A 21027-nucleotide genomic window follows, 5' to 3' on the forward strand; every position below is an offset into this window, starting at 1 on the left:
ACGATCCGGCCGGCGGGAAGCGGGGTGCGCCATGTCCAGCGCTGAACACCACCAGGAACAGGAGCAGGAACAGGAGCAGGAGCACGGCCAGGGCCAGGAGCAGGACCAGAACCACGACCAAGGCCAGGACCACGACGAGGGCCGGGACCAGGACCACGACGACGAACGCCCGGAGCGGGCCGCGGCCGAGGCCGGCACCCTGGACGATCTGGACGCCCGGGTGACGCGGTGCCGGGCCTGTCCGCGCCTGGTGGCGTGGCGGGAGGAGACCGCCCGGGTGAAACGGCCCGCGTTCCGGGACTGGGAGTACTGGGGGCGCCCGGTGCCCGGCTTCGGACCCGCGCACGCGGCGCTGCTCGTCACCGGCCTCGCGCCCGCCGCCCACGGCGGCAACCGCACCGGCCGCATGTTCACCGGCGACCGGGCCGGCGACCTGCTGTACGCCACCCTGTACGAGCTCGGCCTGGCCTCCCAGACGACGGCGGTGCGCCCCGGCGACGGACTCGAACTGTACGGGGTCAGGGTCACCGCGCCCGTGCACTGCGCACCGCCCGACAACCGCCCCACCCCGGCCGAACGGGACACCTGCCGGCCCTGGCTGAGCCGCGAACTGCGGCTGCTGCGGCCCAGCATGCGCGCCGTCGTGGCGCTCGGGGCCTTCGGCTGGCAGGCCACCCTGGCGGCCCTGACCGAAGCGGGGTGGGAGGTGCCCCGGCCGCGCCCGGCGTTCGGCCACGGCGCGCGCACGACGCTGGCCCCTGCGCCTGCGCCTGTGCCTGCCCCTGGCCCTGGCGCTGCGCCTGCCCCTGCGTCGGAGGAGGGACCGGGGAGCGCGGTGACGCTGTTCGGCTGCTATCACGTGAGCCAGCGCAACGTGTTCACCGGCCGCCTCACTCCGGCGATGCTGCGTGAGGTCCTCGCGGAGGCGGCGCGGACGGCCGGCCTTCCCGTGTGACCGCTGCGGTCGCTGTGCCCCCGTGACCGTTCCCGAGTGGCCCGCCGGGGTGGTTCTTCAGCCGGTCATCGTGTCGTCGATCAGGCCGTAGCCCTTCGCCTCGGCGGGGGTGAGCCAGCGGTCGTCGGCGAAGTCGCGCGCCACCTGCTCGGCATCGCGGCCGGTGTGCCGGGCGATCAGGTCCGTGATCCGGCTCCTGGTGTAGTGCAGCTCGTCGATCCTCGTGCCCTCGCTGTCGGCGGCGACGGCGTCGACGAAGGACGGCAGGTGCAGCATCATGCGGGTGTTCGGCAGGGCGTACCGCTTCCCCGGGGTTCCGGCGGCGACGAGGAACTGGGCCATCGAGGCGCAGTAGCCGAGTCCGATGGTGATGACGTCGCTCCTGATGTGCTGCATCGTGTCGTAGATCGCCATGCCGGCGGGCAGCGAACCGCCCAGCGAGTTGACGTAGAGGGTGACGGGGCGGTCTCCCTCGGCGTCCAGGAGCAGCAGCTGGGCGGTGATGCGGTCGGCGGTCTCGCCGGTGATCGGCGCGGCGATGTGGAGGATGCGGTGGCGCAGCAGCCGCTGGAGCACGGCTTCGGCCTCGGCATCGGCTCCGGTCGTGGCCCCGGCGTCGCCGCCGGGGCCGTGGTGATCGCTCGGGTCCTGGGCGGCAGAGCGCATGCCGGCCTCCGTTGAGGGGTCGTGACCGTCGTCATCCGGCATGGGTCCCCTGGACGGGCCCGGCCGTCACGCGTTGCGACCGAACGGAGCAGCGGGTGGAGTGCCCCCGCCGGACCCCGGACGCCGGACCCCGGACGCCGGACCCCGGACGCCGGACGCCGGACGCCGGACGCCGGACGCCGGACGCCGGCGTCAGACGTGAGCTGTCAGGCGTCAGGTGGCGGAGGGCGCACGGCACCGGCGTATGGCACACGGCATACAGCACGCGGCGTACGGCGGGCAGCAGCCAGTGGGCAGCAGGCAGCGGGCGCCAGGCAGCGGGCGCCAGGCGGCGGACCGGTCCTCAGGTTCGGAGCCGGGCCTCGACACGGCCCTCGACGACGCGGGTCTCGAACGCGGGCTGGGGCGCCGTGGCCGGGCCCGTCACGTTCCAGCCGTCCTCCAGACGGAAGGTGCTCCCGTGCCAGGGACAGACCAGGCAGCCGTCCACGACCTCGCCCTCCGCGAGCGGCCCGGCCATGTGGCTGCACTGCTCCGCCAGCACGCGCACCGTGCCCGTGCCCACGCGCACGGCGACCACCGGCACCTCGCCCACGTGCGCCCGTCGCGGCCGGCCCGGTGGCAGGTCCGCGAGGGCCGCGACGGGGTGCCAGCCGGACGGCACGAGCGCCGGAACCTGCTCGGCATGGTTGGCGCCCGACGCCTGCCGGTAGGCCAGGTGCCCGCCGATCGCCCCGCCGGTCATGATCGCGGTGAGGCCGCAGAAGCCCCACATCCGGCCGCGCCAGTGACGGCCGCGGCAGCGGGCGGCCAGCGAGGCGGCGTAGAAGCCCACGCCGGTGATGTTCGCCGCCGCGTGCACCAGGCCCACGCGCATCTGGGGCCGGCGCAGTTCCGCCCAGTCGGTCCAGCCGGCCACGGCCGCGGGCCCCGCACCGGCGAGCCCCGCGCCGACCAGCAGCCCCGCCGCCCGCCGCTGCCCCGGCAGCAGGTCGAGGACGGCGGCGGACAGCCACGCGCCGATGGGGAACTGCACCAGCAACGGGTGCACCGGATGGCCGAGCCAGCGCCCGTGCAGGGCGTCCCGGGCCGGTCCGAGCGGGACGCTCCGTACGGCGGAACGCACGGTGTCCACCAGACGGTCGGCCCGCGGCGACTTCTCCAGCCGGTCCATCGCCCTCAGTACGGCGCCGGGCCCGTCGTGCGAAGGCCGGGCCGCCCGCAGGGCGGATCGCAAGGTGTTCATACGGGGCGTCTCACCCCACATGCCGCGCCGAAACGGCCCCGCGTCCGGAGCGGGCAGGGAAGCCCGGACGTTCCCGCGGCGGGCCCCGAAAAACTCGGCGAAAAAAATCTCGGCGGCGATGTCGAGAATCCGCGGTCCGCTCCGTCCCCGGGTTGAGCGCGACCACAATGGGTCGCACCAGGACCGAGGAGAGACACCATGGCCAAGTACCTGCTGCTCAAGCACTACCGCGGCGCCCCGGCACCGGTCAACGACGTGCCCATGGACCAGTGGACGCCGGAGGAGATCTCCGCGCACATGCGGTACATGAGCGACTTCGCGGCACGGCTGGAGAAGACCGGCGAGTACGTCGACGGCCAGGCGCTCGCCCCGGAGGGAGCCTGGGTCCGGTACGACGGGGAGGGGCGCCCGCCGGTCACCGACGGCCCGTTCGCCGAGACCAAGGACCTCATCGCCGGCTGGATGGTGATCGACGTCGACAGCTACGAACGCGCCGTCGAGCTGGCCGGTGAACTGTCCGCCGCCCCCGGGGCGGGCGGCAAGCCGATCCACGAGTGGCTGGAGGTGCGCCCGTTCCTGGCCGCGCCGCCCACCATCACGGAGTGCCACTGACATGGACGAGGCCCTCCTGCGGAGCCTCACACCCCGTGTGCTCGCCGTCCTCGTCCGCCGCGGAGCCGACTTCGCGGCGGCCGAGGACGCCGTACAGGACGCCCTGGTCGAGGCGATCCGCGTCTGGCCGGCCGAGCCGCCGCGCGATCCGAAGGGCTGGCTGGTCACGGTGGCCTGGCGCAAGTTCCTCGACCAGGCCCGGTCGGACGCCGCCCGCCGCAGGCGGGAGGAGCTCGTCGACGAGGAACCGGCGCCCGGGCCGGTGCCGGCGGCCGACGACACGCTGCGGCTGTACTTCCTGTGCGCCCACCCGTCGCTGAGCCCGTCGTCCGCGGTCGCCCTCACCCTGCGCGCCGTCGGCGGGCTGACCACACGCCAGATCGCCCGCGCCTACCTCGTGCCCGAGGCGACCATGGCCCAGCGGATCAGCCGGGCCAAGCGCACCGTCTCCGGCGTGCGCCTCGACCGGCCCGGCGACGTCTCCACCGTGCTGCGGGTGCTGTACCTGGTCTTCAACGAGGGCTATTCCGGCGATGTCGACCTCGCCGCCGAGGCCATCCGGATCACCCGGCAGCTCGCCGCCGTGATCGACCACCCCGAGGTATCCGGGCTGCTCGCCCTGATGCTGCTCCACCACGCCCGGCGGGCCTCCCGCACCGCACCCGACGGCAGCCTCGTCCCGCTCGCCGAGCAGGACCGCACCCGCTGGGACACCGCGTCGATCGCCGAAGGCGTGGAGATCCTCCAGGCCGCGCTCGCCCGCGACCGGCTGGGGGAGTACCAGGCACAGGCGGCCGTCGCGGCGCTGCACGCCGACGCCCGCACGGCCGAGGAGACCGACTGGGTGCAGATCGTGGAGTGGTACGACGAGCTGGTGCGGCTGACCGACAGTCCGGTCGTACGGCTCAACCGGGCCGTGGCCGTCGGCGAGGCCGACGGACCGCACGCGGGCCTCGCCGCGCTCGCGGCCCTCGACGACCGGCTGCCCCGCCACACCGCGGTGGCGGCGTACCTCCACGAACGCGCGGGCGACCTCGCGACCGCGGCCCGGCTGTACGCCGAGGCGGCCCTCAAGGCCCCCGACCCCCGACCTCGCCGAACGCGATCACCTGACACGGCGCGCCGCCCGGCTCAACCAGCGGCTCGCCGACGGCGCCCCGTGAATTCGGGCCGTCTCCGTGGGCAGACGCACCGTAGGAGCCCGCGCCCCGGCACCGCAGAGCGGAGGAGCGCGAGGCGGAGCAGGCCCGGCAGAAGGCCCGGAACATGACGAGGAGGGCGGACACCATGGGGGGCTCGGTACGACGCCACTGCGACATCCACGGTCCGCACGCGGCGGCGCAGGCCCGGCAGGAGGTGCACCGCCTGACACAGGAGGCGCTGCTCGCGGGGGACCGGGTGAGCCGGGCGGAGGAGGACGACGCCATGATCGTGGTCAGCGAGCTGGTGACCAACGCCGTACGGCACGCGGGCGGCACCTGTTCGCTGGATCTGGCGCTGCGGCCGGACGGCATCGACATCGACGTCAGCGACGACAGCCCTGAGGCTCCGCGTCCCCGGGAGCCCGCCCTGCTGGGGGAGGGCGGCTACGGCTGGGGCATCGTCGCCCATCTCACCCGCGACCTGAGCGTACGGGGCGGCGCGCACGGCAAGACGATCCACGCCCACATCGACCCGCCCCGCTGACGCGGGGCCCGGCACGGCGCACACTGGAAGGGCCGGACCGGCCCTGCCGCTCCACCCTCGCAGGATGGAGGAGCCGATGCCCATGACGAACCCGGACCCGAACCGGAACCTCTGGTCCACCTCGGGCGGTGGCCTCCCCGATGTCTTCCTGTCCTCCGGCCGGCGGACCTACCGGACGCCGGACGGATGCGCGCGCGTGCAGCACGAGAGCGTCGGCTCGGCGGGGACGTGGCTGCTGTGCGCGGCCGGAGAGTTCGACAGCGACACCGTCGGCGCCCTGCGCGAAGCGCTCGCCGATGCCCAGCACGCCGGTGCGGAGCGGATCCTGCTCGATCTCTCGCGGGTCACCTTCGGCGACTCCACCTTCCTCCACGAGCTCCTCAAGGCCCACTACGGGCCGGGCCGCCTCGTCCTGGTCGGCCCGCTGACCAGCCAGGTCCGGCGGCTTTTCGAGCTCACCGGCACCCTCCGGCTGTTCCACCTCGCGCTCGACCGCGGCAGCGCGGGGCTCGCCTGACTCACCCGGTTGTCACCGTGCTGGTGCGCGCCGGCATCCCGTCGGATGCACTGGGGCCATGGACAAGCGACCGCTGTACGAGCAGAACCTCACCCGAGCCGTGTGGTGGCGCAGCCGCCACAGCCGCGAGCAGGGCCTCGGCTGCGTCGAGGTGACCCGACTGGGCGGCGGTGCCGTCGCCCTGCGGGACTCCGAGTGCCCGGAGCGCGGCGACCTGCGCTTCACGGCCGCGGAATGGGCCGCCTTCTGCGCCGGTGTGCGGGCCGGTGAATTCGACATGGACGTCCAGACGGACGCCCACATGGACGTCGCCGCTGTCACGGGAGCGTGACCGTGGCAGGGCGTGACCACGGCAGGACGTGACCACGACAGGGCGTGACCACGGCAGGACCTGACCACGGCGGGATCCGGCTCCGGAAGGCGCCTTACGGAAGGCGCCTTCCGTAAGGCGCCTCATCCGCGCGGGCGGCGGGGGCCGGCGAGCAGCAGCCCCATCAGCAGCATCGCGAGACCGAGACCGAAGTGCAGCCAGTTGTCCGCACTGTTGACCGGCACGAAGTTGGCGTCGCTGTCCAGGTCGATCAGCAGGCCGTACAGCCACAGGACCAGGTAGATCACCCCGCCGCCGACCAGGAAGGTCCGCGCCGTGGGGGCGCTGCGGGACATGGCGATGCCCGCGACGCCGAAGAGCAGGTGCACGATGTTGTGCAGTACGGACACCTGGAAGACGCCGAACAGCTCGGCGCCCGAATGGTGCTCGGCGAACTTCATCGCGTCGTAGTTCGTCGTCACGCCCGGGATAAAGCCCAGTACGCCGACCACCAGGAACACGACGCCCACCAGAAGCGCGGCCGTGCGCAGCGGCGACGCCGCCCCTGCGGCCGGGCGACTCCGAGTCATCATGGCGAATCCTCTCTCTCGGCGAGGCGCCCGGCGACTGCCCGCCCGCCCGTCGTCCATGCATGCCGGGCCCGGTCCTGCCGCCGGATGGGCTTCCGCAGACCCACGTGGGGTGACGCGCCCCTTGGCCCGGGGCGGGGCGGGTCGCGGCAACCGGTGGCCATGGCGCTTCTCGGGGCGGTGCTCCCGGACACGCCGGGGCAGGGGGCCGGCCTCGGCGGCGGGCCGGCCCGGAGCGGGCGAAGCCGACCGGGCCCGAGGTGCCGCGTCACGCCCCCCGGCTCGTCGTCTGCCGGACCGGGACGGCGACGGGGACCCCGGCCGCCTCGGTCCGTACGGGGGAGCCCGTGGCGGCACCCGTCTGTACCGGCCGGGCGGCCGCGCCGGCTCGCGCGCCGGCGGCGGCTCGGCGGGAGGCTCCGGCGGCGACGGCTGGGGCGTGTGCGGGCACACCCACTGGCGCTGAGGGCCGGGCCGCGTGCTGGGGCGCCGGGTGCCGAGGCGCCCCGGGCCGCCCGGCGGGCCGGGGCGGACGGGACGTAGGAAGCAGGAGACGCCGAAGGGGTGGGGCCTCCGAGGAAGCCCCACCCCTTCGGCGGGATGCCGGGACGTCAGGTGCCGTCGGCGGCCCCGGTCGCCTTCGTATGGCGTAGCAGTGCCGCGGCCGCCAGGGCGATCACGGCCGCGCCGCACAGGACCGCCAGGGCCTGCGCCCACGCGAACCGGGAGCCGAGACTGCTCTGGAGGACGTCGACGGTGCGCGCGCCGGCCAGGACGTGGAGTCCGATGAGGCCGACCGTCCCGGCCGCCGAGGCGGCCCAGGCGCTCGCGCTGTCGCGCACCGCGAGCCACACCCCGCACACCAGGCAGAACACGGTGACCACGACGGCCACCATGGACGCGCTGCCGGCCGAACGCAGGTCCTCCACATCCGTCGGCAGATGGATCAGACCGCAGGCGAACAGCGCGGCGGCCGCCGGCCAGCGCAGCGCCGAGCGCAGCGCGGGGGAGGGCGCGTGACTGCCCGGTCCTGACGCGAGGGCGTGGTCCAGCGGCGACCTGGCCGACTTCAGGGCGCCCCGCAGTCGCTTGGGGGTGTCCTCGACCACGGGCGCCGGAGCGCTGTCCACACGGGGCGCGCTGCTCGCGGCGGGGGCGGCCGCCGGCTGCCCCTCGGCGTCGGCGCCACCCATGGCACGCCAACTCCTTCCGTCGGCACCGATGATGTTGACGAGCTCGACGATGTCCTCGATGGGCCGGCCCACGGCGGCGGCGCGCAGGGTGGTCTCGGCCTGGTGCATGTCGTAGCCCGACTCGTTGAGCAGGACCACCAGTTGGCGCACCTCGTCGAGGGGTCGGGACACGGCGGCGGCACGGAGCGCCACGTCGGCGGGACTGGACAGCTCGCCGGTCTCCGTGAGGCGGGCGACCAGCGCCGCGACCTCCGGCACCGGCCGTTCGGTCGCGGCCGTCCACAGGAGGGTGCGGATCGCCTCCTCGCCGTTCTCGTCGGAGACCGCTGCCGAGAACGCCACCGGGGCTTCAGCCGAGGTGTGAGGAGGAACCGCCGCCGGGGCGGCCGCCGGCACCGCTGCCGGGGTTTCGTCCGGCGCTCCGGCCGGTGTTCCGGCCGGCGTTCCGGCCGAGACCGGCGCCGGGGCTTCCGGCCAGGCGTCCGCCGGAACCGCCGTCGGGGCTTCGGCCGGGTTCGGTGCCGGGGCTTCCGCCGAGGCGTCCGCCGCGACCGCTGGGGTCTCGGCCGAGACCGGCGCCGGGGCTTCGGGCCATGCGTCCGCCGGGACGGGCGCCGGGGCCTGCGGCCAGGCGTCCGCCGGGACCGCCGCCGGGACGTCCGCCGGCACCTGCGGCGACGCGCCGGCCGGGGTGTCGGCCGGTGCGCCCGTGAGGGTCGGTGGCGCGAGGGGCGGCTCGGTGTCGGGTTCCCGCTCGGGCACGGCTATGGGCTGCTGGTCGAGGACGGGCGGCGCGGTGCGATCCGGGAGACGGCCCGCGAGAGGTGGGAGGTCGGGCCCTGGGGTGGTGTCCCGGGTCCCCGCGTCGTCGTCCGCCACATTGCTTTCGAAGGGGTCGGGGGTCATGATGCGGTGCTCCATTCGTGGACACCGGTGAGGCGGTCCACCGTGTTGGATCATGACGCGCAGAGGAGCGCGTTCATCACTACTAGGGGGCAGGCGCCCGAGCTGCGCCATCCGGGACCGCCCTCGCTGGGCCGACGGAGCGAATAATCACTCTCCTGACATGGACGGGCCCCCCGGCTCCACACTCCGTCGGCGACACCACTCGGCGCCTGGGATGCCCGTCGGTGCCAGGTGGCGCCAACTGGTGGCACCACCTGGCACCGCATCATGCCGTCTGGCGCCGCTCGGTTCGTGCGGGAAGGGTGATGCCAGAGTGGCCTGCGGCTTTCACTCGACGTTTGCCCAGGTGGGAGGGGGTGCACGTGGGATCGTCCCGTGAAGTGTGCTGGGAAGGCTTGCGTGTGGCGCCATAGTGGTGCCATGATGACGTCATGGATCTCACCCCGTATGTCGACACACTCCGCCGGGAACTCGCGGTGGCCGCCGAAGCCGGCGGCGACGAAGCACGCGCGCTGGCCGAGCGGCTGACCGCTCCGCTGGAGTCGGCGGCCCGGCTGACCATGCTCAACGTGCTGTCCGCCGCGACGGACGAGATCACCCGTGAGCTCGCGCCCGGCTCGGTCGACGTACGGCTGCGCGGGCTCGACCCCGACTTCGTGGTGACGCCACCGCCCGGCGACGGCGGCGCACCCCTGGAGCCGGACGCGCCCGCCGGGCCGCCCGCGGCCTCGGCCACGGCGCTCGCCAAGGACGACGAGGGCGGCACCGCCCGCGTCAACCTGCGCCTGCCGGCCCACCTCAAGGCCCGGGCCGAGGAGGCGGCGAGCCTCGAAGGCCTGTCGGTCAACGCCTGGCTGGTACGGGCCGTGGCCGCCGCCGTCGAGGGCGGCACCCGGCCCCGTACGGCCGAGAAGCCCCGGACCATCGGACAGAGCATCGCGGGCTGGGTGCGCTAGCGGGACGCCGGCGCACCCGCCGCCGGCCCCGCTTCCCCCCTTCTACCGCGGTGCTGCACGCGCGGCTCCGCACCCGCCACGCACTCGACCCCCATCACGTCCCACCAGCGGGGACGCCCCCAAGACCCAGGAGGACGGGACAACCATGCCTTCTTTCGACACTCCCGAAGCGATCTCGATCACGGCACGCGTGGAGGCCGGCTCCATCCAGTTCGTCGCGAGCGACCGCACCGACACGGTCGTGGAGGTGCAGCCGCGCAATCCGAAGAAGGACCTGGACGTGCGGACCGCCGGCCAGACCGAGGTCTCGTACGCGAGCGGTCTTCTGACCATCAGGACGCCCAAGTCCAACCTGTTCGGCCGCACGGGCGTGGTCGACGTGACGGTCGAACTGCCCGCGGACTCGCGGATCGAGCTCACCGGCGCCTGGACCCAGGTGCTCGGCGAAGGCCCCCTCGGTGAGGTCCGGGTGAAGACCTCGTCCGGCGACGTCCGCCTCGACACCACCGGCCCGCTGCACCTGACCGCGTCGCACGGCTCGATCACCGTGGACCGGGTCGACGGCCCGGCCGAGATCACCACCAGCTCCGGCAGTCTGCGCGTCGGTCTCCTCGACGGCCCCGCCGTGATGAAGAACTCGCACGGCACCACGACCGTCGGCGCCGTGACCGGCGAGCTGCGGGTGAGCGGCGCCCACGGCGACATCGAGATCGGCCGCGCCGAGGACTCGGTCACCGCGACCACCGCCCACGGCACCCTGCGCCTCGGCGAAGTGGCCTCCGGGACCGTGCAGTTGGAGACCAGCTACGGCGCCATCGAGGTCGGCGTCCGTGAAGGCACCGCCGCCTGGCTCGACGTCAACGCGGGCACCGGACAGGTGCGCAGCCGGCTCGACGCCACCGAGGCCCCGGAGGCGACCGAGGACACCGTACGGATCCGGGCCCGCACCCGGCACGGCAACATCGACATCCGCCGCGCCACGGTCTGAACCCTCGGCCTCCGGGGCCGACAGTCCTCCCCTTCCCCCTCCCTTCCCCTCTCCCCTCCGTCTTCCTTCCGACCGCCCACCGCCCCCTGCCCCTTCACCTCCGAACGGGAGGACCCCATGCCTTCTTCTGTCATGCCCATGACCAATCCGACGCCCGGTCGACCGTCACCGGTGGCCGTCTCCGCCGTCGGCCTGCGCAAGTCCTACGGCGACAAGACCGTCCTCGCCGGCGTCGACCTGCGGATCCCGGCCGGGACCGTGTTCGCGCTGCTCGGCCCGAACGGCGCCGGCAAGACCACCGCCGTGAAGATCCTCTCCACCCTCATCGCCGCCGACGGCGGCCACGCCCAGGTGGCCGGCCACGACCTCGCCGACGACCCGCAGGCGGTGCGGGCCGCGATCGGCGTCACCGGGCAGTTCTCCGCCGTCGACGGCCTCATCACCGGCGAGGAGAACATGCTCCTCATGGCCGACCTGCACCACCTGCCCAAGCGTGAGGGGCGGCGGGTCGCCGCCGAACTGCTCGAACGCTTCCACCTCACCGAGGCGGCGAAGAAGCCCGCCTCCACCTACTCGGGCGGCATGAAGCGCCGGCTCGACATCGCCATGACGCTGGTCGGCGATCCGCGGATCATCTTCCTCGACGAACCGACCACCGGCCTCGATCCACGCTCCCGCCACACCATGTGGGGCGTCATCCGCGAACTGGTCGCCGACGGCGTGACGGTCTTCCTCACCACCCAGTACCTGGAGGAGGCCGACCAGCTCGCCGACCGCATCGCGGTGCTGAACGACGGCCGGATCGCCGCCGAGGGCACCGCCGACGAGCTCAAGCGACTCGTCCCGGGCGGCCACGTCCGGCTCCGCTTCGCCGACCCGGGCGCCTACCGTTCCGCCGCCTCCGCGCTGGGCGAGGCCACGCGCGACGACGAGGCACTGGCGCTGCAGATCCCCAGCGACGGCAGCCAGCGCGAACTGCGCGCGATCCTCGACTGGCTGGACTCCGCCGGCGTCGAGGCCGACGAACTCACCGTCCACACCCCCGACCTCGACGACGTCTTCTTCGCCCTCACCGGCGCCCAGCAGCCCGGCCGACCGCACCGGCCTGGCCGGTCCGACTCCGGCCCCTCCGACCACTCCGACCAGCCGAAGGAGACCGTGCGATGAGCTCCCTGTCCCTCGCCGTGCGCGACTCGTCCACCATGCTCCGCCGCAACCTCCTGCACGCCCGGCGCTACCCCTCCCTCACCCTGAACCTGCTGCTCACCCCGATCGCGCTCCTGCTGCTGTTCGTCTACATCTTCGGCGACGTGATGAGCGCGGGCATCGGCGGCGGCGGTGCCGACCGTTCCGCGTACATCGCCTATCTCGTACCGGGCCTCCTGCTGATGACCATCAGCAGCACGACCATCGGTACCGCGGTCTCCGTCTCCAACGACATGACCGAGGGCATCATCGCCCGCTTCCGCACCATGGCGATCCACCGCGGCTCCGTGCTCATCGGACACGTCATCGGCAGCGTGCTCCAGTCGATCATCAGCGTGGTCCTCGTCGGAGCCGTCGCCGTCGGCATCGGCTTCCGCTCCACGGACGCCACCGTCCTGGAGTGGATCGCGGCCTTCGGGCTCCTCACCGCGTTCGCCCTGGCCCTCACCTGGATCGCGGTCGGCATGGGCATGATCAGCCCCAGCGCCGAGGCCGCCAGCAACAACGCCCTGCCGCTGATCTTCCTCCCGCTCATCTCCAGCACCTTCGTGCCCGTCGACGCGATGCCGGGCTGGTTCCGGCCGATCGCCGAGTACCAGCCCTTCACTCCCGCCATCGAGACCCTGCGCGGACTCCTGCTCGGCACCGGGATCGGGCACAACGGATGGCTCGCGGCCGGCTGGTGCCTGGGCCTGGCCGTGCTCGGCTACTTCTGGTCGAAGGCGGTCTTCGACCGCGAGCCGAAGTAGCCGCCGACGGCCGCCAGGGCGGCGTACCCCGACCCCGCGTCGGCGTACGCCGCCCCACCCGCGTTCACCGCCGACCGGATCGAGCTCGGGTCGGACGGGGCTGGGATCGGACGAGGCTCGGGTCGGATGAGGCTCGGGGCGGATCGAGCTCGGGTCGGACGGGGCTGGGATCGGACGAGGCTCGGGGCGGATCGAGCTCGGGTCAGACCGCGCTCGGGACGGAGCGCGCCGCCGCCAGCCGGGCCATCGCCTGAAGCCGTACGCAATAGGCGGCGCAGTATTCCTCGTCGATCAGCGGCACGACCTTCCCCAGGTCGGCCACGCACGCCCACAGGGCCGCGACGCCGTCGTCGTCGAGTCCGCCGTCCAGCTCCCGGCGGACGAGCGCGGCGACATCGGCGTCGAGGAGCACCAGCTCCACGCCCTCGATGTCCACGCCGCGGAAGCCCGGGGGAAACGGCGCGCTCCGGTGCTCCTCCCACAGCTCCGCGAGCCGGTCCCCGGCGGCCGCCACCGCGCCCGCGCCGGCAACCGGCCGTTCGGCCGTCGTCGGCGGACCGAGGAGCAGTGAGACGGCGTCGAAGACCGCGCGCACCATGGCGGCCGCGCGGACCGGGCCGAGGGCGGCACTCGACACGGCCCCCTGCCCAAGCCGTTCGCGCAGCAGCCGGCAGCGGTCGAGTTCGGCGGCCAGCTCGGGACCGACGCGCCCGGGGCCGACGCGCCCGGCCGGACACCCGGCCAGGACCTGGTCCAGGGCGACCAGGGCATGCGTCACGGCGACCGTCGCGAACTCGTAGCGGTAGTAGGCGTGCCGCAGCAGCTCACGCGAGGTCGCCAGCGCGCTCACGACCGGCATCGGTGCGCCGGCCGGCGGTATCAGGTTGGCGACGAGGGCGTGCATGCCGGCGAAGTCGGGAGCGACGTCCCGTACCCGCGGGTCCGGCGGCGGCGGGGACGGCGGGGCGGGGCGTGGACCGGGCGGCGGCGGCAGGGAGTTCACCTGCGCATTCTCGCCGTCGGCGGGCCGTCGATGCCATCGGATCGCGGCGGGGTGCGTGCCTCCGGCCGGTCCCGGGTCCCCGCGCGTCGCCGGACGCTACCCCCGTACGGAGGCGTGTGCCGCCGGAGCGGGAGCGACCGCCGGGGTTACGGTCGGCGGCATGGATGGTGATCGCCGGAGCGGCTGGCCGCGGTGTCTGCTCGCGGGAGCGGTGTTCGTCGTGTGCATGGCCGGCACCACGCTGCCGACGCCCCTCTATCCGCTCTACCAGGAGAAGTTCGGCTTCTCCGAGCTGACGGTGACGGTCGTGTACGCGGTGTACGCGTTCGGGGTCATCGCCGTCCTGCTCCTCGCCGGCAACGCCTCGGACACCGTCGGCCGGCGGCCCGCGCTGCTGTGGGGCCTCGGCTTCGCGGCGGCGAGCGCCGGCTGCTTCCTCGCCGCCGACGCCATCGGCTGGCTCTACGCGGGCCGGCTGCTGTCGGGGCTCTCGGCGGGTCTGTTCACCGGGGCGGCCACCGCGTACGTCATGGAGCTCGCCCCGCCGGGCGGCGGGCGCCGGGCGACGTTCGTGGCGACGGCCGCCAACATGGGCGGCCTCGGCTGCGGGCCCCTGCTGGCGGGCCTGCTCGCCGAGTACGCCCCCGGACCGCTGCTCCTGCCCTTCGTGGTCCACCTGGTGCTGGTGGCGGCCTCGGTCCTCGTGCTCCTGCGCCTCCCGGAGACGGTGACGGACCGTCGGCCCGCGAGCGCCGTACGCCCCCGGCGCCCCGCGCTTCCTCCACGGGCGAGGGCCGTGTTCGTACCGGCGGCGATCGCGTTGTTCGTGGGCTTCGCCCTGTTCGGCGTGTTCACCTCGGTCAGCCCCGCCTTCCTGGCGCGCTTCCTCCACGTCGACAACCACGCCGTCAGCGGCCTGGTGGTGGCCCTGGCCTTCTTCGCCTCGACGGCCGGTCAACTGGCCGTCGACCGCGTCGGGGTGACGCGCTCCCTGCCTCTCGGCTGTGCCGTCCTCTTCGCCGGGCTGCTCCTCCTGGCGGCCGCTCTCCACACCGACCTCCTCGCCCTCGTCGTCCTGTCCGCGCTCGTCGGTGGCGTCGGACAGGGCCTCGCCTTCCGCGCCTCCCTCGCCGGCGTCGCCGCGGCCGCCCCGGCGGACCGGCGGGCAGCGGTCATCTCGACCCTCTTCGTGGTCGCGTACACGGGCATCTCGATCCCGGTGATCGGCGTGGGCCTCCTGGCCGACCCCCTCGGCCTCGAAGGCGCGGGCCAGGTCTTCATCGCCTGCATGCTCCTCCTCGTCGCGGCGGCCGCCGTCTACCTCCTGCGGCGACCGGTGCCGGCGCGCCGCGCCTGAACGGTCCCCCGGACAGGCACACGCACCACCGGATTCTTACCTACGGGTGAAATCGGGAGACACGGCGGCGAGCCAGGGGAGGGGGCTTGCGCGGAGCAGGACTAATCCTTTCTTCACGGCCTGTCGGCGAACGGACGGGACTGGCCTGACCTGCGGTTTTCCAAGCGGGTGACGGTCGGCCGGGTGGACGCCGCCGCCTTCAGGGAGGGGCGGGGCGGTGCCGAAGGCACGAGTGGCCCTCGGCCCGGACCCCGGCGGACCACCGGACCTGCCGGACCACCGGACCCGCCGGACCCACCGCACTGCCGGACCACCGCACTGCCGGACCCACCGAACCTGCCGGACCCACCGGACCTGCCGGACCTGCCGGACCTGTAAGACCCCCCGACCGCCGGTCCGGTTCGCGGGGTTCGCGCCCGGTTCGCCAGGTCACCGGTTTCGCCGGTCCGTCGTTCCGAGCGGCCGACCGTCCGCACCGACACCGACTCACCCTGGAGCAGTCCCATGCGCAAGCTCGCCCGCTGTGCCGCGACCGTCATCGCGATGGCCGCCGTCTCCCTTTCGGCCGCACCCGGCGTGGCCGTCCCCCGGGAACGGCCGCCGATCCCGGTCACCGCGGCCTCCGGCGTACCGATCCCGAACAGCTACATCGTGACCCTGAAGGCGGGCACGGACGCGGCCGCGTTCGTGTCGAAGGTCCCGCTGCTCCGCAAGGCCGCCTTCACGTACGGCAGCGTGTTCTCCGGCTTCTCGGCGACGCTGACCGAGGCGCAGCTCGACTTCGTGCGCCGTTCCCCGCTGGCGACCGGTGTGGAGCAGAACGCGCAGGCCACGCTGTACGAGGAGGGCGGCCGGGCGCTCGTCCCGACCGAGCTCTGGGGGCTCGACCGGATCGACCAGCGACAGCTGCCGCTCGACCAGCGGTTCACCACCTCCGGCAACGGCGCCGGCGTGCGGGCCTATGTCCTCGACACCGGCATCGACTACCGGCACCAGGAGTTCGGCGGGCGCGCGGCCTTCGGCTTCGACGCCATGGGCGACGGCCGCAGGGGCGCGGACTGCCAGGGGCACGGTACGCACGTGGCCGGCACGGTCGGCGGGCGCACGTACGGCGTCGCCCGCAAGGCGTCCCTGGTCAGCGTGCGCGTGCTGGGCTGCGACGGCAAGGGCGACTGGGCCGGCATCATCGCCGGCATCGACTGGGTCGCGAAGAACGCCGTGAGGCCGGCCGTCGCCAACATCTCCCTCGGCGGCGAACGGTCGGAGGCCGTCAACGCGGCCACCGACGCCCTGTACGCGACGGGTGTGCTGCCGGTCGTCGCGGCCGGCAACAGCGCCGTGGACGCCTGCGACGTCTCACCGGCGAGCGCCACCGGCGCGCTCACCGTGGGCGCCACCAACGCGGACGACGAGGAGACCCACTTCTCCAACTGGGGCCGCTGCCTGTCGGTCTACGCCCCCGGCCAGAACATCCTCTCGGCCAAACTGGGCGGCGGCAGCGTCGCGCACGACGGCACCTCGATGGCCGCGCCGCACGTCACGGGCGTCGCCTCCCTCTTCCTCGCGGCCAACCCGAAGGCGTCCAGCGCCGACGTCGCCGCCTGGATCCGCGACGGCTCCACCAAGGACGTCGTCACGTCCATCGGCCCGTCCTCCCCGAACCGGCTGCTCTTCACCAACAAGGCCTGACGGCCGGGCACGGGCCCTGCTCGCTCCTCCCGGTGGGACCGGTCAGCCGGAGGTGTCGGGGGTGGTGTCGGACGTGGTGTCGGGGGTGTCGGCGATGTCGGAGGTGAAGAGGTCGCCGGGCACGTCGTCGAGCACGAAGCCGTTGTCGAGGCGGACCCGCACCGTCACGCGGGGCGCCCGCTCCCGGAAGGCGCGCCACTCCGCCTCCAGCGACGCGACCTCCTCCTCCAGCCGCCCCCGGCTGCCCGGAGGCATCTGGGGGCCGTAGTCGTCGAGCAGCGACTTCAGCCGGACGTACTCGCGCACCTCCGGGGGCTGCTCCGGCTCCCTGACGCGCTCCACGAGGCCCCGGACGCCCGCGGCCAGCGCCAGCGAGCCGGCGACGGCCTCCTTCTCCGCGGGGGACCCTTCGGCGAGGGTGACCGACCCGGCCAGCACGAGGTCGGTCACCAGCCTCACCCGCCCGCCCACGGTGAGCGTCATCGGCGCTGCCCTTCCTCAGGTCGGTCTTCCGGTTCGGTCTCCCGGTCGGTCCCGGTCGGTCGGTACCAGGTCGCCAGGCAGCCTACGCCGAACCCCCGCGGGATATGCCAGACACAACTCAAAGATGGCCGGAAACGGTCTTCGAGACCGTGCGCGCGCGCCGGAGCAAGTGTTTCCCGCATGCGGCGGGGGTCACTTGACACTCGTTCGAAACATGAACTAGAACCTCCTAGGCTCGATCTTCGGTGCCGAGAGTCGTTCCTGACCTTGACGACGTCTCGACCACCGGACGGGAGCCGTTCGTCCCCGAAAATCACGCATGAGTCAGGGCCGGAAACGCTTTTCGCCGCTCCTTCACGGACGACGCTCGCCGGGCGTCCGCGGCGCCGCTCTCCGGTCGATGGTGAGGCCCGCTCCCTGGAGCGGTGAGTGAACACGACCCGTGAGTTGCGGCGTAGAACGAGGGGGAAACGCAGATGCTGACCAGAGCGGTGCACCGAGGATCCACACCCCGGTCCTGTGCGGCGCCGACGGACGGCTGCAGACCGGCCCGTCCGTAGACCATCACCTTGTTCGCGCTGTTCACGGTGCGGGATCTCGGTACGGGCGCGGGGAGGCCGGAGTGGTGGGTTCCGGTGCCGTCGGCGCACTGCCCGGGCGCAGGTCACCGGTATGGCGATCAGACGGTTGGAACTCGGCGCGGCGACGATCTCGACCGCGCCGGGGGAGGCTTCCAGCTACCCCCATGGAGGCGTGACACAATGACCATTCGAGTACTCATCTGCGACGAACTGCCGGTGATCGGGGACGGTTTACGCACCCTTCTCGATGCCGTGCCCGACATCGACGTGATCGGCACCACCGACAACGGTATGGAGGCCATCGTCCTGGTGCGGACCGCGCGGCCCGACGTCGTGGTCACCGATCTGAATCTGCGGACCATTTCCGGCCTGGAAATGATCCGCAGGCTCGGCAAAGAGGAAGCGCCGCCGAACATCGTGGTGTTCACCCGCATTTCCGATGCCGACAAGACCGTCAGCGACGTCCTGCACGCCGGCGCGAGCTGTCTGCTCGGCAAGGACGCGAGCCCTCAGGAGCTGGTCACGGCGATCCGTGCGGCGGCCGCCGGCCGGACGGTGCTCGCGCCGGACATCGCCCACCGTCTGGTCACCTGGTTCCGCGAGCAGCCGGACACCCCGGACTCGGCACCGTACCCGGAAGTGACCGAACTGACCCCGCGCGAACGGGAGGTGACCCAGATGGTGGCCCGGGGCATGTCCACCGAGGAGGTGGCCCGCGCGCTGACCATCGGGGTCGCCACCGTCCGGACCCACCTCTACCGGGTGCGCACCAAACTCGGCGTCCGCGACCGCGCCCAGCTGGTGTCCCTCGCCTTCCGGTCCGGGCTCATCTAGGCGCCCGTGCCTCCGGGCCTGTCCGCACCGTGCGGCGACAGCGGGACGGCCCCCGGCGACGCGTGCCGGGGGCCGTGAGCGGGGACCGGGCCGTGCTCAGGCCGGCTCGGCCGTACGGGCCGGGGCGGGCCGCCGGGCCGCGCGCCTGGCACGGTCGAGGCGGGCGGCGCCGACCAGGCGCCACAGGGCGGCGGGCTCGCCGTAGCGGACGGACTCGGCCGCCGCCAGCCGGAAGTAACGGTGCAGACCGAGTTCCGTCGTCATCGCCCGTACGCCGCAGCTCTGCATGGACGACCGCACCACCTCACGCGCGGTCTCGGCGGCCATCGCCAGGGCGACGACCGGCGCGGTGCCGTCCACGTCCTCCCCGGAGCCGAAGCCGGAGCCGAACCCCGAGTCGAGGTCCGAGCCCGACCCCGTCCCCGAGCCGAGGACCGGGCCCGCGCCCGTCCCCGAGCCGAGGTCTGGGCCCGAGCCGAGGTCCGCGCCCGCGCCCGCGCCCGTCCCCGCGCCCGTCCCCGTGCCCGTCCCCGGGCCCGCGTCGATCAGCCAGGCCCCCCGGTACACCGCCGCCCTCGTCGCCCGCAGGGCCACCATGCCCCGCGCCAGCGGGAAGGCCACCGCGGGCAGGTCCCGCAGCCGGGTGTCGAACTGCCGCCGGACACCGGCGTACCGCACCGCGATCTGGTGCGCGCCGTCGGCGATCCCCAGCAGATAGGCGGCCTGCCGCAGCCGCGCCCGCGCCAGCGGGCCGGCGGGCGCGTCGTCGAGCCGCCCCACCACGTCCGCCGCCGTCACCGGCGTCGCCTCGAAACGGACGACCGGCGGCCAGCAGCCCGGCTCCACGCGGACGCCCGGCGCGTCGGCGGCCACCGCGACGAGCACCGGCCCGTCGTCGGTCCTGGTGGCCACGAGGAGCGTCGCCGGGGCGGCGTCGTCGACCGTGGCCGTGCCGGTCAGCGCCCAGCCGCCCGGCCGGGGCGTCGCGGTCACGCCGGTGCCGGCCGGCAGCGCCTCGAACCCGGCCGCCGCCGCGCCCGCCGGGCCGCCCACGTCGGCCGCCAGCGCGTCGCCCCGGTAGGCGTTCCCGCACGCCGCCCGGCCGAGCTCCTCGCTGACCAGCACCCCGGCCGTGAGCCCCAGGTCGAGGCCCCCGGCGGCGAGGGGCCGTTCAAAATCGGCCGCCTCCAGTTCGTCGAGCACCGTACGGGCAGGGCCACGGGCCCCGTCGGTCACCGGCGCGCCGTGCACCTCGGGCCGTACGGGCACCCCGGCCAGGGACGTGCGCACGGCCGTGCGCAACCGGACGAGCAGCGGATCGGGGGTCAGGTCCATCTCAGCGCTTCTCCTGTCCGATGGAGTCGAACGCGGTGGCCATGATCTGCAACATCACCTCGGAGGTGCCCGCCGAGAGCGTGAGCCCCGGCGCCTCCCGATAGGCGGAGTCCAGTGTCACGGCCGCCCGGGTGCGGCGGGCCCGCTGCCCGGGGCCGGGGACGTCGACGGCCCACGAGGCGATCGCCTGGGCGAGTTCGCTGCTGTGGTACTTGGCGACGGCCGCGGCGACCGGGTCGACCCGGTCGGCCGCGAGTCCGGTGAGCACCTCCCAGGCCAGGGCGTGGTCGGCGGCCAGCGCCCCCTCCCAGCGGCCGATCCGTTCCAGGTGGGCGTCGTGCGCGGCGTCCGGGTCGCGCTCGACCAGCGCCTCGAGCGCCGCCTCCAGCCAGTACTCCGCCTTCAGGTGATAGTCGAGGCCGGTGCGCTCGATGGCCAGCGCCTCGTTGAGCAGCGGCCAGCCCTGGTCGCGCGGGCCGAGCAGGTCGTCCCCCGCCACCGGCACCGCGTCCAGGTCGACGCGGTGGAACTGCTCGTCGTTGGCGCTGGCGATCACGGACACGGTCACACCGGGGGCGTCCATGTCGACCAGGAAGAGGCTGATGCCCTGGTACTTCCCGGCTCCCGGCGTCGTACGGGCCGCGCACAGGCCGAGGTCGACGAAGCGCGACTTGAGGCTGAACACCTTCGTGCCGGTGATCCGGTAGCCGTCGCCGTCCGGCTCGGCCACCGTCCGCAGCGCGCCCAGGTCCGATCCGGCGTCCGGCTCGGTGTAGAGCACCGAGCCGAAGCGTTCGCCGCGGGCCAGCGCCGGCAGATGCCGTCGCTTCTGCGCGGTGCTGCCCGCCATCAGCAGGAACTGGCCGATGATCTGGATGGTGTTGACGTGCAGGGTGTCCGGCACTCCCGCGCGCACCAGTTCCTCGGCGACGATCGCGGCGTCGGTGAGCGGACGGTCCGCTCCGCCGTACTCGGCGGGCCAGTGCACGGCGAGCAACCCCAGCTTGCCGAGCAGGCGGTACAGCGGCCGCTGGTCCGGCTCGACGCCGTCCGCGCAGGTGGCCTCGGCCGCCGCCGCCCGTACCTCGGGGGAGCGCAGCGCCCGCCGTACGTCCGCCCGGAACCGTTGTTGTTCCTCGGTGAATCCGAACCGCATGTGCGTCTC

20 protein-coding genes and 1 pseudogene are annotated in these 21027 nt (G+C 74.0%); 13 read left to right on the forward strand and 8 right to left on the reverse strand.

Going from position 1 to position 21027, the window contains the following annotated elements:
* Positions 1–31: 31 nt before the first annotated feature.
* Positions 32–955, forward strand: a complete 924-nt coding sequence (locus ABTZ91_RS04085; protein ID WP_352075548.1) for a uracil-DNA glycosylase — start codon at positions 32–34, stop codon at positions 953–955.
* Positions 956–1012: 57 nt separating this feature from the next.
* Here ABTZ91_RS04085 and ABTZ91_RS04090 read toward each other — a convergent pair whose 3' ends face one another.
* Positions 1013–1621: an ATP-dependent Clp protease proteolytic subunit gene (locus tag ABTZ91_RS04090; protein WP_352075549.1), complete on the reverse strand. Its 609-nt coding sequence runs from the start codon at positions 1619–1621 to the stop codon at positions 1013–1015.
* 343 nt (positions 1622–1964) lie between these two features.
* Complete coding sequence (locus ABTZ91_RS04095; RefSeq protein ID WP_352075550.1) at positions 1965–2867, reverse strand: Rieske (2Fe-2S) protein; 903 nt, start codon at positions 2865–2867, stop codon at positions 1965–1967.
* Positions 2868–3065: 198 nt separating this feature from the next.
* On the opposite strand from ABTZ91_RS04095, the gene ABTZ91_RS04100 reads away from it, so the two are divergent.
* From ABTZ91_RS04100 to ABTZ91_RS04120, 5 genes and pseudogenes are all read left to right on the forward strand, one after another.
* Positions 3066–3479 (forward strand): YciI family protein, encoded by a 414-nt coding sequence (locus tag ABTZ91_RS04100; RefSeq protein WP_352075551.1) that lies wholly within the window; start codon positions 3066–3068, stop codon positions 3477–3479.
* Position 3480: 1 nt separating this feature from the next.
* Positions 3481–4642: pseudogene (locus tag ABTZ91_RS04105) on the forward strand (RNA polymerase sigma factor).
* Positions 4643–4766: 124 nt separating this feature from the next.
* Positions 4767–5165 carry an ATP-binding protein gene (locus ABTZ91_RS04110; RefSeq protein WP_352075552.1) on the forward strand — a complete coding sequence of 133 codons (399 nt, stop codon included), beginning with the start codon at positions 4767–4769 and terminating at the stop codon, positions 5163–5165.
* 82 nt (positions 5166–5247) lie between these two features.
* The gene (locus ABTZ91_RS04115; RefSeq protein ID WP_352075553.1) at positions 5248–5682 is read left to right on the forward strand and encodes an STAS domain-containing protein; all 435 of its coding nucleotides are present in this window, start codon (positions 5248–5250) and stop codon (positions 5680–5682) included.
* Between the two features lie 58 nt (positions 5683–5740).
* The gene (locus ABTZ91_RS04120) at positions 5741–6013 is read left to right on the forward strand and encodes a DUF397 domain-containing protein (protein ID WP_352075554.1); all 273 of its coding nucleotides are present in this window, start codon (positions 5741–5743) and stop codon (positions 6011–6013) included.
* A gap of 122 nt (positions 6014–6135) precedes the next feature.
* Here the strand turns inward: ABTZ91_RS04120 and ABTZ91_RS04125 are convergent, their stop codons facing one another.
* Both ABTZ91_RS04125 and ABTZ91_RS04130 read right to left on the reverse strand, forming a co-directional pair.
* Positions 6136–6585 (reverse strand): DUF4383 domain-containing protein, encoded by a 450-nt coding sequence (locus tag ABTZ91_RS04125; protein WP_352075555.1) that lies wholly within the window; start codon positions 6583–6585, stop codon positions 6136–6138.
* Positions 6586–7193: 608 nt separating this feature from the next.
* On the reverse strand, positions 7194–8681 hold the full coding sequence (locus ABTZ91_RS04130; protein WP_352075556.1) for a hypothetical protein: 1488 nt from the start codon (positions 8679–8681) through the stop codon (positions 7194–7196).
* A gap of 431 nt (positions 8682–9112) precedes the next feature.
* On the opposite strand from ABTZ91_RS04130, the gene ABTZ91_RS04135 reads away from it, so the two are divergent.
* The 4 genes from ABTZ91_RS04135 (at position 9113) to ABTZ91_RS04150 (ending at position 12580) form a co-directional block, all read left to right on the forward strand.
* Positions 9113–9637: a hypothetical protein gene (locus ABTZ91_RS04135; protein WP_352075557.1), complete on the forward strand. Its 525-nt coding sequence runs from the start codon at positions 9113–9115 to the stop codon at positions 9635–9637.
* Between the two features lie 145 nt (positions 9638–9782).
* Positions 9783–10625, forward strand: a complete 843-nt coding sequence (locus ABTZ91_RS04140; RefSeq protein WP_352075558.1) for a DUF4097 family beta strand repeat-containing protein — start codon at positions 9783–9785, stop codon at positions 10623–10625.
* A 138-nt stretch (positions 10626–10763) separates the two neighbouring features.
* A complete protein-coding gene (locus ABTZ91_RS04145) occupies positions 10764–11792 on the forward strand; it encodes an ATP-binding cassette domain-containing protein (protein WP_407077887.1) in 1029 nt (342 codons plus the stop codon).
* Positions 11789–12580 carry an ABC transporter permease gene (locus ABTZ91_RS04150; protein ID WP_352075560.1) on the forward strand — a complete coding sequence of 264 codons (792 nt, stop codon included), beginning with the start codon at positions 11789–11791 and terminating at the stop codon, positions 12578–12580. The genes ABTZ91_RS04145 and ABTZ91_RS04150 overlap by 4 nt, the downstream gene beginning before the upstream one ends.
* 202 nt (positions 12581–12782) lie before the next feature.
* Here the strand turns inward: ABTZ91_RS04150 and ABTZ91_RS04155 are convergent, their stop codons facing one another.
* Positions 12783–13583: a hypothetical protein gene (locus tag ABTZ91_RS04155; protein ID WP_352075561.1), complete on the reverse strand. Its 801-nt coding sequence runs from the start codon at positions 13581–13583 to the stop codon at positions 12783–12785.
* Positions 13584–13743: 160 nt separating this feature from the next.
* Between ABTZ91_RS04155 and ABTZ91_RS04160 the strand changes: the two genes are divergently transcribed.
* Both ABTZ91_RS04160 and ABTZ91_RS04165 read left to right on the forward strand, forming a co-directional pair.
* The gene (locus ABTZ91_RS04160) at positions 13744–14940 is read left to right on the forward strand and encodes an MFS transporter (RefSeq protein ID WP_352075562.1); all 1197 of its coding nucleotides are present in this window, start codon (positions 13744–13746) and stop codon (positions 14938–14940) included.
* Positions 14941–15444: 504 nt separating this feature from the next.
* Complete coding sequence (locus tag ABTZ91_RS04165) at positions 15445–16629, forward strand: S8 family serine peptidase (protein WP_352075563.1); 1185 nt, start codon at positions 15445–15447, stop codon at positions 16627–16629.
* A 42-nt stretch (positions 16630–16671) separates the two neighbouring features.
* On the opposite strand, the gene ABTZ91_RS04170 is transcribed toward ABTZ91_RS04165, so the two are convergent.
* Positions 16672–17112, reverse strand: a complete 441-nt coding sequence (locus ABTZ91_RS04170; protein WP_352075564.1) for a hypothetical protein — start codon at positions 17110–17112, stop codon at positions 16672–16674.
* 569 nt (positions 17113–17681) lie between these two features.
* Here ABTZ91_RS04170 and ABTZ91_RS04175 point away from each other — a divergent pair.
* On the forward strand, positions 17682–18527 hold the full coding sequence (locus ABTZ91_RS04175; RefSeq protein WP_352075565.1) for a response regulator transcription factor: 846 nt from the start codon (positions 17682–17684) through the stop codon (positions 18525–18527).
* A gap of 96 nt (positions 18528–18623) precedes the next feature.
* On the opposite strand, the gene ABTZ91_RS04180 is transcribed toward ABTZ91_RS04175, so the two are convergent.
* The gene (locus tag ABTZ91_RS04180; protein WP_352075566.1) at positions 18624–19862 is read right to left on the reverse strand and encodes an acyl-CoA dehydrogenase family protein; all 1239 of its coding nucleotides are present in this window, start codon (positions 19860–19862) and stop codon (positions 18624–18626) included.
* Position 19863: 1 nt separating this feature from the next.
* The gene (locus tag ABTZ91_RS04185) at positions 19864–21018 is read right to left on the reverse strand and encodes an acyl-CoA dehydrogenase family protein (RefSeq protein ID WP_352075567.1); all 1155 of its coding nucleotides are present in this window, start codon (positions 21016–21018) and stop codon (positions 19864–19866) included.
* Positions 21019–21027 lie beyond the last annotated feature (9 nt).

This window comes from Streptomyces sp. NPDC126499, from assembly GCF_040302485.1.
Lineage (GTDB): Bacteria > Actinomycetota > Actinomycetes > Streptomycetales > Streptomycetaceae > Streptomyces.